Here is a 16,054-nt window from a genome sequence, read left to right as displayed (position 1 = left end):
AGCCGGCGTCCTGCCGGCAGTTTTTGGCCCCGACTGGCACTTACCCCGAACGGCGCACCGGAGATTTCCGGTGCGCCGTTCGGCGTTTTTTGGATCGGCCACCGGATGACTGTTGCCCGGGTGGACGCCGTCACCTAATGTACTAAGCAAGCTTAGTTTCGGCGGGCGCGCCACAGGGCCGCCGGTTCGGGACCAAGGTTGCCTACCCTGAGGAGTCGTCGCATGCCAGCAGAGCGCAACATCCAGATCCCCGGTGCCGTGTCCGTGGAACCGCCCACCCTGGAGGAGCCCACCACACCGCGGGAACCCCTTCCGCCCAAGCCTGACCAGCAGGGACCCGAGGCCGTGTCACCGACCGGCAGCCCCACCGGCGCCCCGGTGAACTCGCGGGCACAGTCCGGCGCCTACCTCACCACAGCCCAGGGGCTCCGGCTTTCGGACACCGACCATTCGCTGAAGGCCGGACGGCGCGGCCCGGTGCTGCTCCAGGACCACCACCTGCGCGAGAAGATCACCCACTTCGACCATGAGCGCATTCCGGAACGCGTGGTCCACGCCCGCGGCGCCGGAGCGCACGGCGTCTTCCGGTCCTACGGCGCGGCGTCGAACATCACCCGCGCCGGGTTCCTGGCCAAGGACGTCGAGACGCCCGTCTTCGTCCGCTTCTCCACCGTGCTGGGCTCCCGCGGTTCGGCCGACACCGTCCGGGACACCCGCGGTTTCGCTACCAAGTTCTACACCGACGAAGGCACCTTCGATCTCGTGGGCAACAACATCCCGGTCTTTTTCATCCAGGACGGTATCAAGTTCCCGGATATCGTCCACGCCGCAAAACCGCATCCGGACCGCGAAATTCCCCAGGCCCAGAGCGCCCACGACACCTTCTGGGACTTCGTCTCGCTGCACACCGAAGCCCAGGCGCACACCATGTGGAACATGTCCGACCGTGCCCTCCCGCGCTCCTACCGCACAATGGAGGGCTTCGGCGTCCACACCTTCCGCTTCGTCAACGGCGAGGGCGCCACGAGCCTCGTGAAGTTCCACTGGAAGCCGAAGCAGGGCGTGCATTCACTGCTCTGGGAGGAAGCCCAGCTGATCAACGGCATGGACCCGGACTTTCACCGGCGGGACCTGGCGGACGCTATCGAGGCAGGCGCTTACCCGCAGTGGGAACTCGGCGTGCAGGTCTTCCCGGACACGGAGGAGGAGTTCTTCGAGGGGATCGACCTGCTCGACCCCACGAAGTTCGTCCCCGAGGAACTGGCGCCCGTCCAGCCGATCGGCATCATGACCCTGAACGCCAACCCGGTGAACTACTTCGCCGAAACCGAGCAGGTCGCCTTCCACCCCGGCCACCTCGTCCCGGGCATCGACGTGACCAACGATCCGCTGCTGCAGGTCCGGCTGTTCTCCTATATCGATACCCAGATCAGCCGGCTGGGCGGCCCCAACTTCAGCCAGCTTCCGATCAACCGGCCGCACGCCCCCGTCAACGACATGCTGCGCGACGGTATGCACCAGACGGCGGTGCACGGGGGAGCAGCGCCGTACCATCCGAACTCGCTCGACGGCGGCTGCCCGTTCCTGGCCGGCGCCGACCTTGGGGCGTTCATCGACGTCCCGGAAGAGCTCGCCGCCGCGGTCAAGGAACGGAAGTCGCCTGCGTCCTTCGATGACCACTACAGCCAGGCCCGGCTGTTCTTCCGCAGCCTGACCCCGGTGGAACAGGACCACGTAATCCAGGCGTACACCTTCGAACTGGGGAAGTGCCGCGAGGAGACCGTCCGCCAGCGCCAGCTGCTGGCACTGGCCAACATCGACCCCGACCTGTGCGCGGCCGTGGCATCCGGACTCGGCATGCCCGCCCCGCAGGCCAGCGAACAGGTGGAGGACTCGGCGCCGAGTCCGGCGGTCTCCCAAGTGGGAGGCTCCTGGCCGGTGGCCGGCCGGGTGGTGGGAATCATCGCCGACGAGGACAGCGACCTGGACGCCGTCCGGGCCGCCCGGGCCGCCCTCGACGCAGCAGGGATCGTACCGCTCGTGATCGCCCCGGCCGGAGGCTTCCTCGGCGGGGCCGACGGCGGCATCCCGGTTCAGCGGACCTATCTCACGGCCCGCTCGACCGAGTTCGACGCCGTGCTGGTTGCCGCTTCGGGGGCGCCGGCGGCAGATGCCGCGCAGGGACGGGACGCCAAGGCCGGCGAGCCAGGGGCATCGCTTGACCCCCGTGTTGTGCTGCTGCTTTCGGAGATGTTCCGCCACGCCAAGGCAATCGGCGGCTGGGGCCCCGCCGCCACGTGCCTTGACGGAGCGAGCATCCCGCCGGATGCTGCGGGCATCGCTCTGGAGGAGGGGCCCGACGGCGTCGTGGCGCAGCTCACCGGGCTGCTCGCTGCACACCGGGCATGGGAACGCTTCCCGGCGACCGGGGTCTAGGCCCCTAACGACGCCTACACCACCCTTAGGCCGCAGGGCCCGGAGGATGGACGGAAACTAAGGAGGGAGGAGCCCCGCGGGACTGCTCCCTCCTTCGTGTTCCGGCCCGCCGGTACGGCACTAGTCGTTCTTGCCCTTACCCTTGCCCTTGCCATTGTCGGCCGGCGGCGCGGGAGCAACTGCGGGCGGGGGAGCCGCCGCCGCTGCGGCTGCTGCGGCTGCTGCATCCGCTTCGGCCTGCGCTGCGGCTGCCGCGTCCGCTTCGGCCTGCGCTGCCGCGGCCTGCGCCGCCGCTTCCTGTTCGGCGGCAACCCGGGCGGCTTCGGCGGCGGCCTCAGCTTCTGCCTGCAGTGCCCCGAGGTCCGCGCGGACGGTATCGACGGACTTCCGGATGCTCTGGTGCCGTTTAAAGGACATCTCACCACGGGCGGCCGCCTCGTCCAGCTTTAGCACGAGCTCGTCAAGGTGCTTCAGCGACGCCGCCGGATCATCCGCCGCGGCCGCCTCGGTCACGGCAAGGACCTGGGACTGGAGTTCCCGGGCGGCGTCACGGTCCAGTTCCGGCGCGGCCGCGCAGCCGGCCAGGGCGCCGGTGAGCAGGACCGAGCCGAGGAGCCAACCAGCGAGGAGCGGACGGATGCGGCGCGGCCGGATGCGGCGCGGACAGGCGCCGCTGGGCGGGGTGCCTTGGGCCGGCGGCGTGGTCAGGTTCACGGTTCCACGCTCTTCTGCAGCTCCTGCAGGTGCTGTCCCAGATCCCCGGTCACGGCCGGATAGGGGACGACGTCGGGTGGAACCGGCGCTGCGAGGGCGACGGCGGCCGTGACGGCGCCCGTCACGAGCGCCAGGAGCGCGAGGGACAGCAGGATCTGGGTGCGGCGGCGGGCCAAACGGAAGCGCGAGGAGGTTCGGGACCTCCAGGAGCCGCGCCTCGCCTGCGGGGTGGTGACCGCATCCGGGTCCAGCAGGTACCCGGCCGGGGCGCCGGTGCCGACACTGCCGCTGTTGCTGGTGGCGGCAGCGGGGGAGGACACAGGGTCGGCAAGGGTGCCGGTGGGGGCGCCTGGTCCGGCGGAAGGCTGCAGCGGGGGCCGGGCCGGCGGGGCAGGCAGGACGCGGGTGCGTTCTTCGGCGAGGAGCCCGGGAAGTGCCTCGGGCGAGACCAGGGCATGCCGCAGCGCCACTTCGAGGTCCGCCGCGGACGGACGGTCCAGGGGATCCAGGGCTGTCATGGCCCGGATCAGTTTGGCCCATTCCGCGGGCACGGAGTCGGGGATAGCCGGGGCCCGGTGCAGTCTCGCGACGGCGGATTCCACGGCGCTGCCGGGGTACTCCAGCTCACCCTTGATGCACTCAAGCAGGACCAGCCCCAGGGAGTAAATGTCACTGGCCGGCCCCAGATCGGCACCACGGGACTGTTCCGGGCTCAAGTACGCGGCGGTGCCCACCATGGTGCCGGTGGCCGTCAAGCGGGTCCCATCCACCATGCGGGCGATCCCGAAGTCGGTGAGTTTCGGACGCAGGGGCTCACCGGGCCGGACCGAAACGAGCAGGATGTTGGCCGGCTTGATGTCCCGGTGGACAATGCCGAGCGAGTGCACGTAGGCCAGCGCGTCCGACACACCGGCTCCGATGACGGCGACCTCGGCCAAGGGCAGCGGACTGTGCCGGATCCTGGCGCGAAGGTCCTGCCCGTCCACCAGTTCCATGGTCAGGAACGGCCGGGGTTCTTCCGGGATGCGGGTGTCCGTGCCGGCATCGAAGAGGGTCACCAGGCTTGGATGGTTCAGGGTCGCCAGGAGTTCGATCTCGGCTTCCTGGCGCCGGAGTTCGTCAGGGTCGGCGGACTGCGGGGCAAAGAGCTTGAGTGCCACCTCGCGGCCGAGGTTCAAGTCTTTGGCGCTGAAGACGGACGCCATTCCGCCCCGGCCGATCACGTCCCCGAGTTGGTAGCGGCCGCTCAAGAGCTCTGCCGCGACGCTATTGGGCGAACTACTGTCCACGCTGTCCCCGTCCCTTCCCCCGTGCGCCACGGCGGCGCCCCTCAAGAATGATACCGGGATGGGTATCGGCTTCCCGCACTGCGGCCGGGGACCGGCGGCCGCAGTGCGGGTGGATGCTGGCGTATCCTGCAAGGCCGTTGAGTCCCCCAGCGGACCCAACGACGGACTGCTTTTCCGGAGTCTGCAGGGCCGTTGAGTCCCCCAGCGGACCCAACGACGGACTGCTTTTCCGGAGCCTGCAGGGCCGTTGAGTCCCCCAGCGGACCCAACGACGGACTGCTTTTCCGGAGCCTGTAGGGCCGTTGAGTCCCCCAGCGGACCCAACGACTTCACTCCGGACTCACAAGACCCTGGCGGAAGCGGCGGAGACCCTAGGGCGGGCGTTCCAGGGCGTGCGGGGACGGTTTGCGGCGCGTCAGGGGTCCGGCAGGACGGGCCGGGGCAGCGTGCAGCGCCGCGGGCGCTGAAGGCGTCCGTTCGTTGGCGGGGAAAGCGGGAGGGCAAAATGGTGCGCCGGAATACCGGCAGCGGACGGTGCCGTCCATTGGGGATCTCCTGAATGACTGTTGGCGGGCGCGCAGGGCAGCCCGAGTGGCCGTGCTCTGTGGAGGGCAGAGACGGCTAACTAGTCAGGAGATGAACCGGGGTCAGCGGCGACGGCTGAGTGCACGTGCTGCAGCGGACCACGGATTGGATCAGCGCCGGCTGTGGGAATGACCAAATACGGGCTGGGAAGCCAGGCGGCGCCGCTGGCGGGTCCACCGGCGGGGGCGCTGTTTCCGGATCCAGAGCCGGGAGCCGCGGGCAGCGCATCGGGAGCGGGCAGACCTGTCCCGTTGGGCCAGGGGGTGGGGCCGTCGTCGCCGGCAGGTGCTGGCGGCACGGTGCCCTCCGGGATGGCGCCTGCGGGGGGAGCGCTTTCGTTTTGCTGGCCGTTTGCTCTTGGCCGGACAGCGGTGTCCAGGGCCGGGAGGTACAGGCCGGTTCCGAAGACCTCGATGCCCGGCGCGGGCGGGGGTTCCTGCAGAGCAGACAGGAGATCGTGCGTGACGTCGCAGCCTGCCGGGACCGCGGATTCTGCGGTGGGCACGGGGTCCGGGGGAACGGGAACCGGCGCCGGCGCCAACAGGCCCGGGAACGCGGAATTAAGGAGGACCAGGTCTGGAGTTGTCGGTCCGGCCGGCGGAACCGCGTCCGGAACCGCGGGCGCGGCCGACAGCGGGTCCGTTGCCGCCGGATCGGCTGGTGCCGTGGGTGACGGGACCGGCGCCGTGGGCGACGGGGAAGGGGACGGTGAAGTGACGGGCAGTGTTGGCTCGGGATCGACGACGGGTGCGGTCGGATCCGGTGCGGGAGCCGGGTATGTAACGGCCGGGTCCGGAGCGGGCGAGGGCGTGGGGCCGGAATCAGTCGGGGTGGGGGTTGGCGCCGGGTCGGTGACCGGCTCGGACACGGGGTCGGGAGTCGGCGGGGTGGTCGGCAGAGTTGTAGGTTCGGGTTCCGGCGCCGGCGGGGCAGTCGGCAGGGCAGTGGGGTCGGGATCGGGAACCGGAGCGGGCTTGGTCGGGAGGACCGGCGCCGGCTCCACGGTGGAGGACGGGACCGGGGCCGTGGCCCACTGTGTTTCCGCGGGAGTGATGCTGGCCCCGACTGTGATATCAGCTGGTGGCGGTGCGAGTGTTGGCGCGGCCACGGCGACCGCGGTGGCCGCGACGGTTTCCGAAACAGTGACGTCGGTTGTGGGAACGGGGGTGGCAGCATCGTCCGCGCTGGCAGCCGTTGCGGAGAGAACCAGCCAAACGAGTCCGGCGGCGCCGCCCAGGATTATCCGCCGGAGTGGACGGCGCGAGCGTAGCGGGACTGTTGCTGCGTCCACTCGCACACCCCATTTCCCGGAAAGGTCGACGGTTCCCTATAGGGTAAGTCCGCGCGCGGGGGCGAGTCCATAGCGCTCCGTAAACTCGAAGGGTTCCGGCGGCGCAGACGCCCGTCACCGCGCGTCATTCGGGTAACTCACACCCAGCTGGGCGCGCACCCCGTCGAACAGCCGCATGGTGTTGAGGGAGTCCTCAAGCGGCATCACGGGGCTCTCGGTGAGTCCGTGCTGGATGCACCGGGTCACCTCGCGCAGTTCGTAGCTGTAGCCCCGGCCGACGACGTCAAAGGACTCGCTGCGGGTATCGTCGAAGCCGACCCGTACCAGGAGCTCCTTGGGGTTGTTGATCGATCCGATGGCCTGCAGGAACCCCTGGCTGCCGGCCACGGTGGCCGTCCGGGGACCGTGGGCCAGCAAGGATGAGGTCAGTTGCGCCTGGGCGCCGTGGTGGTAGCCGAGGGTCAATGCGTTCTGGGCGTCCACGCCGTCGTCGTTCAGCCAGCCGGTGGCGCTGACGGTCTGCGGGAAGCCCAGGGTGCCCAGAGCCCAGAGCAGCGGGTACACCGTGAGGTCGAGCAGGGCCCCGCCGCCATCCTTGAGGGCCCAGAGGCGAGAGACGGGCGAATACGGCGCAGGGAAGCCCAGATCCGCTCCCACCCATTTGACCTCGCCGATCTCGCCGGAAGCCGCGATCTCGAAGGCCCGCTGCATGCTCGGCAGGAAGCGGCTCCACATGGCCTCCATCAGGAACAGGCCCCTGGCCCGCGCCAGCGACACCAGCTCGGAGGCCTCCCGGGCATTGACGGTGAGCGCCTTCTCGCACAGCACGTGTTTGCCGGCGGTCAGGGCCGCCAGCGCGATTTCGTGGTGGTGGGCGTGCGGCGTGGCGACGTACACGACGTCGACGTCGTCGTTGGCGAGCAGCCGTTCATAGCCGGTCTGCCCGTTGTTGTCCCCGTACGCCCGGGCGAAGCCGAAATCCGCGGCGAAGGCGTCCGCTGCCGCCTGGCTGCGCGAACTGACCGCGTAGAGCTCGGCATCGGGAAGGAGTTCCAGGTCGCGGGTCACGGACGCGGCGATGCCTCCCGTGGCGATGACGCCCCAGCGCAGCCTGGCGCCGGTGGCTGTGCGGGGATCGGTGTCCGGCTGGCTGAACAGCCAGGGTGTGGCGATGTGGGCGGTCATGGAGTCATCTTCTCACCCAGACGAGCGAGGTCCTGGGTTATGCACGCCGGAGCTGAGGGAGCGTCAGGGAGTTGGCCGCCGGAGCTGAGGGAGCGTCAGGGAGTTGGGTGCCGGAGCTGAGGGAGCGTCAGGGATTTGGGTGCCGGAGCTGAGGGAGCGTCGGGGAGTTGGGCGCCGGAGCTGAGGGAGCGTCGGGGAGTTGGGCGCCGGTTGCGGGACGGGTCGCTACGCTGGGGCCCCTGGATCCGCTGTGAAGCGCCGCGGGACGCGGGGCAGCAAAAAGCCCCGGCCCGCCAGGAGGCGGAGCCGGGGCTTCGTGTGCTCGAAAGCGAACAAACTACTTCGTCAGCGGTCCGAGTACCGGATCGTTGACGTAGGCCGTCTTGACGTTCTCCTGCGTCACGATGACCGGCTCCAGCAGGTACGCCGGAACAACCTTGACCGTGTTGTCGTAGGACTTGTCATCGTTGATCTCAGGCGTCTTGCCGGCCTGGAGGTCCTTGACCATCGTGATGGCATGCTCCACGAGCTTGCTGGTGTCCTTGTTGATGGTGGAGTACTGCTCGCCGGCCATGATGGACTTCACGGACTCAACTTCAGAGTCCTGCCCGGTGATGACCGGAAGCGGCTTGCCGGCAGCCTTGACCGAGGTCAGCACGGCGCGGGCCAGCGTGTCATTCGGGGACAGGACGCCGTCGAGCGATTCGGTGCCGTAGCTGCCGGTCAGCAGGGTGTCGGCACGACGCTGGGCGTTCTCTGCCTTCCAGCCCTGGGTCACGGCCTGCTCAAAGGTCGTCTGGCCGGACAGCACCTTGAGGGTGCCATCGTCGATCTTCGGCTTCAGGACGCTCATGGCGCCGTCGAAGAAGACCTTCGCGTTGGCGTCATCCGGGGAACCGGCGAACAGCTCGATGTTGTACGGGCCTTCCGGCTTCTTGGCCTTCATGCCGTCCAGCAGGGCCTGGCCCTGAAGTTCACCGACTTTGAAGTTGTCGTAGGCCACGTAGTAGTCCACGTTGGCGGTGTTCAGGAGCAGACGGTCATACGCGATGATCGTGGCGCCGGAATCCTTGGCCTGCTGCAGCTGGGTACCCAGCTGCGCACCGTCGATGGCACCGACGATGATGACCTTGGCACCCTTGGTGATCATGGCGCTGATCTGGTTCTGCTGTTCCGAAACGCCGCCGTTGGCGAACTGCACGTCCGGCTGGAAGCCGGCAGTCTTGAGGCCGTCGTTGAAGAGCGTCTCCGCCAGGACCCAGTTTTCGCTGGTCTTCTGCGGGAGCGCGACGCCGATCATGGAGTCCTTCGGGAACGCTTCACCGCCGGCGGTGGAACCGCCGGTGGTGCCGGTGTCGGCGCGGCCGCAGGCTGTCAGCGCCAGTGCCGCAATAGCAGCGATTGCTGCTGCCTTTCCTGCTTTACCAATCATTCGCATTGCTTGGTTCACTTTCTTTAGATGGTGTGCGGAGAATCGTGATGGAGAGGATCAGGGCGCGGCTTAGGCGCCCTTGGAGATGACCTCTTTGGTGGATGTGGTCTCGTCGGCTTTGATCTCGTTGCTGCGGCCGAAGTTCTTGATCATCAAACCAATGATCGATTTTTTGCCCTGAGTCTTGTTATAGACATCGAACGCGACGGCGATCAGGAGCACGAGGCCCTTGATGATCTGGGTCAGGTCGGCGCCGACGCCGAGCAGCTGCAGGCCGTTGTTCAGGACGGCCATCACCAGCCCGCCGACGATCGAGCCGATCACGGTGCCGACGCCGCCGGTCACCGCGGCGCCGCCGATGAACACCGCAGCAATGGCGTCCAGTTCCCAGCCGACGCCATCGAACGGGCCGGACGCGGTGGACCGGCCGACGAAGATCATCCCGGCGAGGCCGGCCAGGATGGACATATTCATCATGACCAGGAAGTTGACCTTCTTGGACTGCACGCCGGAGAGCTCGGCGGCGTGCCGGTTGCCGCCGACCGCGTAGACGTGCCGGCCGATGACGGTCTTGGAGGAGACGAAGCCGTAGATGAGTACGAGGGCAGCCAGGATCAGGCCCGGGATCGGGAAGGAGGTGCCCGGCCGGCCGGTGGCGAACAGGTACGTGGCGTACAGGATGGCGCCGCAAATCAGGACAAGTTTGGTGATGCTGACCCAGGCTTCGGGCACTTCGGCGCCCAGTGCCTTGGCGTTCCTGCGGGAGCGGATCTCGCTGAAGACCACAAAGGCGACGGCGAGAAGGCCCAGCAGCAGCGTGAGGTTGTTGTAACCGGTGTTCGGTCCGAATTCCGGCAGGTAGCCGGAGCCGATTTTCTGGAAGTCGGCGGGCACCGGGATGGTGTTGGACTTGCCGACGAACTGGTTGGCGCCGCGGAAGATCAGCATGCCGGCCAGCGTCACAATGAAGGCCGGGATGCCGACGTAGGCCACCCAGAACCCCTGCCAGGCGCCGATCAGGACGCCCAGCACCAGCCCCAGCAGGACACCCAGATACCAGGGGATGCCCCAGTCCCGGATCATGAGGGCCACGCAGACGCCCACGAAGGCCGCGATCGAGCCCACGGAGAGGTCGATGTGGCCGGCAATGATGACCAGGACCATGCCGATGGCAAGGATCAGGATGTAGGAGTTGCCGTTGAAGAGGTTGATGACGTTACCGGGGGTGAGCGTATTTCCGCCGGTGGCCACCTGGAAGAAGACGATCAGTGCCACCAGGGCGAAGATCATGCCGAATTGGCGGGTGTTGCCGCCAAAGAGCTTCTTGAGCGCGTTCATTGTTTCAGTCCTTGTTTCCGGAGTGTTCGGAGTATTCGGAGTACTTAGCCAGAGCGGGTCAGGCGGTCTTGCGGGCCGAAGTCATGAGTTTCATGAGGGTTTCCTGGCTGGCTTCGTCCTTGTTGAGCACGCCGGTGATGGCGCCTTCGAAGATGGTGTAGATGCGGTCCGAGAGACCCAGCAGTTCGGGCAGCTCCGAGGAAATCACGATGACGCCCTTCCCCTGGTTGGCCAGCTGCTGGATGATGCCGTAGATCTCGTACTTGGCACCGACGTCGATCCCGCGGGTGGGCTCGTCCAGAATCAGCAGCTCAGGGTCCGTGAACATCCACTTAGCCAGCACCACCTTCTGCTGGTTGCCGCCGGAGAGTTTGGCCACGCCTTCCTCCACCGACGGGGCCTTGGTCCGCAGGGACTTGCGGTACTGCTCGGCGACCGTGAAGACCTTGTTGGCGTCAATCACGTTGTGTTTGCTGACCTTTTTGAGGTTGGCCGAGACTGTGGTGGCTTTGATGTCATCCAGGAGGTTCAGCCCCAGGGACTTGCGGTCCTCGGTGACGTAGCCGAGGCCGGCGTCGATGGCCTGCTTGACGCTCTTGAGCTCGACCTCCTTGCCGTGCATGTAGACCTGTCCGGAGAGGAAGCGGCCGTAGGACCGGCCGAAGACGGAGCGCGCGAGCTCGGTGCGTCCGGCGCCCATCAGGCCGGCGAAGCCGACGATTTCGCCCCGGCGGACGAAGAAGTTGGAGTTCTTGCAGACCATGCGGTCCTGGACCTGCGGGTGGCCCACATTCCAGTTCTTGACCTCGAAGAAGACCTCGCCGATCTTCGGGTCGTGGTCCGGGAAGCGGGATTCCAGGGTCCGGCCCACCATGCCCTTGATGATGCGGTCTTCGTCGACGCCGTCGGCCTTGACGTCCAGGGTCTCGATCGATTTGCCGTCGCGGATGATGGTGATGGAGTCCGCAATCTGCTCGATCTCGTTCAGCTTGTGGGAAATGATGATGGAGGTGATGCCGCGGCCCTTCAGGCCGAGCATCAGGTCCAGCAGGTGCTGGGAGTCGGATTCGTTCAGGGCGGCCGTGGGCTCGTCGAGGATGAGCAGCTTCACCGACTTGTTCAGGGCTTTGGCGATTTCGACGAGCTGCTGCTTGCCGACGCCGATTTCCTTGATCGGGGTTTCCGGGTCCTCCCGGAGGCCGACCCGTGCCAGCAGCTCGGTGGAGCGGATCCGGGCCTCGGCCCAGTCGATCACCCCGCGCTTGGTGGGTTCGTTGCCCAGGAAGATGTTCTCCATGATGGACAGCTCGGGGATCAGAGCGAGTTCCTGGTGGATGATCACGATGCCGGCGTGCTCGCTGGCCCGGATGTCCTTGAACTGCTGGACTTCGCTCTGGTACACGATGTCGCCGTCGTAGCTGCCGAAGGGGTAAACCCCGGAGAGCACCTTCATGAGGGTGGATTTGCCGGCGCCGTTCTCACCGCAGATCGCGTGGATCTCACCGGCCTTTACCCGCAGGTTCACCTCGGACAATGCTTTAACGCCGGGGAACTCTTTGGTGATGGAGCGCATCTCGAGAATTATCGGATCGCTGTGCGTGTTGAGGGACGTCATCTGCCCTTACGCCTCCAATACATGACTTCGTTGTCCGCCCCTGCAAACCGCAGGGTCGTCTGATGGAAAAGTAAACTGGATCACAGGCCTTGTCGTCAAGTCTTTAACGCAACGGCCCGGTAACGAAAAGCTCAGCCGCGCCGGATTCCGGCGTGCTGGAAGACCAGCGCGGTGGCGCCCAGGGCCTCGGCACGGTCCCCCAGGGAGGACATCGTGAGGGTTGTTGTCTCACCGATGACGGGCACGGCGTGCCGGACCAGGCCCCGCCGGATCGGGTCCAGCAGCAGCTCGCGGAGCCCCGCCAGCGGGCCGCCGACCACGATTACTTCGGGGTTGATCAGGTTGGCCACATTGCCCAGCGCACGGCCGACGGCGAGCCCGGCGTCGTCCACCACCCGCAGGGTCGCGGAGTCCCGGGCGAGGGCCTTGCGGACGATGTCCTCCGGGGTGAGCGGCGCGTCCTCGCCGCGGCCCAGGAGCTCAATCATGGTGGTGGTCGAGGCGATGGTTTCCAGGCAGCCGCGGTTCCCGCAGCGGCAGACCAGCCCGTGCTCGTGGATGGTCGCGTGGCCGATTTCGCCGGTGATGCCCACGTTGCCGTAATAGGGCATTCCGTTCAGGATCAGCCCCGCGCCGATGCCCGATCCGATCTTGAGGAACAGCAGGTTGCTGATGCCGGTGTGCGGCCCCCAGGTGACCTCCGAGAGGGCGCCCAGGTTGGCGTCGTTGTCGAGGAAAACCGGGAGATCCAGCGCTTCTTCGAGGCGTTGCAGGATGTTGATGCCCACCCATTCGGGCAGGATGGCGCCCTGCGCCACCGTTCCCGTGCGGCGGTCAATGGGGCCCGGGATGCCGACGCCGGCGCCCACGACCGCGCTGCGTTCCACGCCACTGCCGGCCAGGAGCCGGTCAAGCAGTCCGACGGCGGCAGTGATGCCTTCCTCGGCGTGGTGGCCCAGCGGGAGCAGGACCGAATCCTCGGCGATCACGTGGTAACTCAGGGAGGCGAGGACGACGCGCAGGTGCCGGCGGCCGAAATCGATGCCGACGGCGACGGCCCCGTTGCTGTTCAGCCGGACGTTCAGAGCCCGCCGGCCGGAGCTGGTGATCGGTTCGGTGGAGGCCAGCCCGGCGTCCTGCATGATTTTGACGATGTTCGAGACCGTGGCCGTGGAGAGGCCGGTCTGCCGTGCCAGTTCCGCCTGGGTGGAGGGGCCGGCGAGAAGGCATTCGATGATTCGCTGCTGGTTCAGATGCCGGAGCGCGGATTGTGATCCGGGGTTTTTGGTTCGGCTCCTCGTTGAGCGCGTTGGTGAGGGCATGCAATGAAGAGTGCCCCATCCGCGCCTTGTAGTCAAGAAGTTAACGCATGGCCGCTCAGAACTCTGCTGGCGGGGCCCATGCGGGGTTCGGTGCGACGCCCGGAGCGGCCTCTGCCGTAGCGCCCCCAGAGGCTTCCGACGGGGCGGGCAGGGCGTTCCGCCCTGCTTCCGCCGCGGCCGGGCGGAAATGCACCGCGACGGCGACGCTGGTGCATCGCTACGCTGGAGGAGCGGGAGTCCGCCGCCTGGGGCGGGCCCTAAGGACGCTGAGGTGGTAATGGTGCTACTGGCCCTGATGCAGGCGAACGCCGCCGTGCTGGACGTTGACGCCAATTGCGCTGCGGTGGATGCCGCTGCCGGCAAGGCTGCCGCAGCCGGCGCCCGGCTGCTCCTCACCCCGGAGCTTTTCCCGGTCGGGTATGCGCCGCTGCGGCTGCGGGCGGAGCTGGACCCGGCGGCGTTGCCCGCCCTCCGGCAGGCCCTGGCGGAGATTGCCCGCAGGAACGGCATTGCGCTGGTCTACAGCCTCCCCGCCGTCACCGCCGCGGGGGAGTGGCAGATCACGGCCACCCTCCTCGATGAGGATGGGGAGGAGCTCCTCAGCTACGCCAAGGTCCACCTATTCGGCCCGGAGGAGCGCCAGGCCTTTGTCCCGGCCGCGGCCAGCCCCGGGGTCGTGGACTTCCACGGTGTCAGGACCTCACTGGTGATCTGCTACGACGTGGAGTTTCCGGAGGCAGTCCGTGCCGCCGCGGTGCGCGGCGCCGGGCTGCTGCTGGTGCCGACGGCCCTCGCGGAGGGATTCGACGCCGTGCCGCAGGTGCTCATCAGGGCGCGGGCACTGGAGAACCACCTGACGGTGGCCTACGCCAACCACTCCGGGACCGAGGACGGCTGCGATTTCCTGGGCGGCAGCGTCATCGCGGCCCCGGATGGCGGGCTCCTGGCCGCGGCCGGAACCGGGGCCGAACTGCTGTTCGCCGAGCTGCCGGAGCCGGACCGGGCCGGGCCGGAAGTAGCCTACCTGGATGATCTTCGGCCGGAGATCTACCGCTCCTGGGGCAGCTGACCGGTACCGGATTCCGGGGCGGCCGGCACCTCCGCCGGCACCCCGGGCAGCTCGTCCAGGTACTGCAGGGCAATCCAGAGCTCCGCCCGCGCCTGCGCCTGGTTGAGGTCCAGCTCCAGCAGCTCCGCGAGCAGGCCGATCTGCCGGCGGACGCTGTTGCGGTGCATGCCGGTGGTTTTGGCCGTGGCATCCCAGCTGCCGTTCTCGCCGAGCCAGGCTCGGAGGATGCCGAGCAGGGCGTCCCGCCGCTCCGGAGCCAGCGCCAGCACGGGGGCGAGCAGCCGGCCGGCCAGCATACCGCCCGCCTCCCTGCCGAGCAGCCCGGCCACGGACCACGTCACGTCATCAACCCGGACGCTGCGTCCGGTGGTCGCGACGCGGCCGCGAAGGGACCAGGCCCGCTGGTGGGCCTCTCTCAGGCCGGAGAGCTCGGTGGCGCTCCCGATCACGAGCCGCCAGCCGAGCCGTTCCACACCGGCCAGCAGGGCGTCGTCGACCTTCAGCCGGGTGATGGCGGCAAAGCCGTCGTCGGTGATCTCCACCAGCTTGGTATCAAACATCCGCCGCCACTCCAGCAGCTCCCGCACGGGACTGTCGCCGGCGCGGCGCGGGGCGGCGGTCCCCGCAGGTACGGCGGTGCCCGCAGGTACGGCGGTGCCCGCCGGAGCGGCGGGAGTCCCGGCCGCCTCCGGGCGGATGCCCAGGACCACACGCTGCTGCCCGGACCGGGTGGAGGAGACGCTCTGTGCCAGCAGGTCCTTGAGTCCGTTGAGGTGGCGGGTGCCTCCCGAGACCAGGCTGTCCGGGTGCAGCAGCAGCGCGGTGGCCAGCTGGCTGGGGGCCAGTGAACCGCTGGTGCGCTGGCGCACCAGCAGTTCCAGCAGCCCGACGGCGGTGGAGACGACGCTGTTCTGGGCCGGGGTCAGCGGGGCGTCGGTGCCCAGGACCAGAGCGCCCAGGTTGGCGTCCCGGGTGCTGCGCAGGGGGTACCCGAAGACGAGCGCCGACCCTGCCGTGCCGAACGAGTCCAGCTCCACGCGCGGGCCGCTGCCGGAGAGCAGCCTCGCCAGCAGGGGCTGCAGCGCTGCCGCGTCCACGCCCGGCGCTGAGGTGCCCCCCGCTGCGCCGGCGGTTCCACGGGCACGCACCCGCCCGTCGGCGCCCACGAGGACCGCCCAGACCGGAACCCGCTGCACGAGGGCGGCCAGGAGTTCGTGTTCCGGCCGCGCCGACAGCACGGCCCGCATGAGCTGCCGGTTCGTGTCCGCGAGCTGCCGGAACGTCGTGGCATTGTCCGATTCCAGCAGTTGCGAGAATTCCAGGCCGACGGCGGCGAAGGGAACGGTCTTCGGGACCGCCACGAGGGTCAGGTTGTGCCGCCGGCAGGCCTGCACCACGGTATCGGGCACCGCGTCGAAGTACGGTTCCAGGCCGAAGCCCAGGGCGGAGACGCGCGCCCCGACCAGACGCTGCACATAGGCATCGACAGGTTCCTCCGCGCCGCCCCCGCCCAGGAAGGGGAGGCCGGCCGTGAGCAGGAACTCGCCGTCGAGCAGGTACGGGGTGGGATCCTCCAGCTCGCTCGGCTCCACCCAGCGCAGCCGCTCCGCTCCGTTGCCGCCGTCGTGCAGCACCAGCAGCTCCGGCGGCAGCTGGCGCAGGAACTGCGCCAGGGTGACGAAGCCCAGCCGCTCGGCATCGTCAGCAGCCACGGCTGCCACGGGGGTCACAGGCCGGGGGCGTCGGTGCATTAAGTCTCATGGATGAAGACTATAGGT

The 16,054-nt window shown here is 68.2% G+C and carries 11 protein-coding genes; 2 read left to right on the top strand and 9 right to left on the bottom strand.

The genetic code is table 11. The annotated features are described in order from the left end of the window. Positions 1–222 precede the first annotated feature (222 nt). Entirely contained in the window at positions 223–2,436 is a 2,214-nt protein-coding gene (locus ABIB29_RS13590) for a catalase (RefSeq protein WP_354173324.1), read from the top strand. A gap of 120 nt (positions 2,437–2,556) precedes the next feature. Here the strand turns inward: ABIB29_RS13590 and ABIB29_RS13585 are convergent, their stop codons facing one another. The 8 genes from ABIB29_RS13585 to ABIB29_RS13550 form a co-directional block, all read right to left on the bottom strand. Beyond that, entirely contained in the window at positions 2,557–3,150 is a 594-nt protein-coding gene (locus ABIB29_RS13585) for a mucin-associated surface protein (RefSeq protein ID WP_354173323.1), read from the bottom strand. Next, positions 3,147–4,355, bottom strand: coding sequence for a serine/threonine-protein kinase (locus ABIB29_RS13580; protein WP_502915614.1), 1,209 nt, complete (start codon positions 4,353–4,355; stop codon positions 3,147–3,149). Before ABIB29_RS13580 ends, ABIB29_RS13585 begins: the two co-directional genes overlap by 4 nt. A gap of 709 nt (positions 4,356–5,064) precedes the next feature. Beyond that, positions 5,065–6,315 (bottom strand): hypothetical protein, encoded by a 1,251-nt coding sequence (locus tag ABIB29_RS13575; protein ID WP_354173321.1) that lies wholly within the window; start codon positions 6,313–6,315, stop codon positions 5,065–5,067. Positions 6,316–6,429: 114 nt separating this feature from the next. Next, entirely contained in the window at positions 6,430–7,500 is a 1,071-nt protein-coding gene (locus tag ABIB29_RS13570; RefSeq protein WP_354173320.1) for a Gfo/Idh/MocA family protein, read from the bottom strand. 337 nt (positions 7,501–7,837) lie between these two features. Then, entirely contained in the window at positions 7,838–8,938 is a 1,101-nt protein-coding gene (locus ABIB29_RS13565) for a substrate-binding domain-containing protein (protein ID WP_354173319.1), read from the bottom strand. Between the two features lie 63 nt (positions 8,939–9,001). Further along, a complete protein-coding gene (mmsB, locus tag ABIB29_RS13560; protein ID WP_354173318.1) occupies positions 9,002–10,270 on the bottom strand; it encodes a multiple monosaccharide ABC transporter permease in 1,269 nt (422 codons plus the stop codon). Positions 10,271–10,328: 58 nt separating this feature from the next. Next, positions 10,329–11,885: a multiple monosaccharide ABC transporter ATP-binding protein gene (mmsA, locus tag ABIB29_RS13555; protein WP_354173317.1), complete on the bottom strand. Its 1,557-nt coding sequence runs from the start codon at positions 11,883–11,885 to the stop codon at positions 10,329–10,331. Between the two features lie 131 nt (positions 11,886–12,016). Further along, positions 12,017–13,207 (bottom strand): ROK family transcriptional regulator, encoded by a 1,191-nt coding sequence (locus ABIB29_RS13550; RefSeq protein WP_354173316.1) that lies wholly within the window; start codon positions 13,205–13,207, stop codon positions 12,017–12,019. A 277-nt stretch (positions 13,208–13,484) separates the two neighbouring features. Between ABIB29_RS13550 and ABIB29_RS13545 the strand changes: the two genes are divergently transcribed. Further along, entirely contained in the window at positions 13,485–14,276 is a 792-nt protein-coding gene (locus ABIB29_RS13545) for a nitrilase-related carbon-nitrogen hydrolase (protein ID WP_354173358.1), read from the top strand. Here the strand turns inward: ABIB29_RS13545 and ABIB29_RS13540 are convergent. Then, entirely contained in the window at positions 14,255–16,027 is a 1,773-nt protein-coding gene (locus ABIB29_RS13540; protein ID WP_354173315.1) for a PucR family transcriptional regulator, read from the bottom strand. The genes ABIB29_RS13545 and ABIB29_RS13540 overlap by 22 nt on opposite strands. Positions 16,028–16,054: the final 27 nt, after the last annotated feature.

It is taken from the genome of Arthrobacter sp. UYEF36 (assembly GCF_040547025.1).
Classification (GTDB): Bacteria; Actinomycetota; Actinomycetes; order Actinomycetales; family Micrococcaceae; genus Arthrobacter.
Note: the sequence above shows the minus strand (reverse complement) of the source record. Positions and strands in the feature narration are given on the sequence as shown.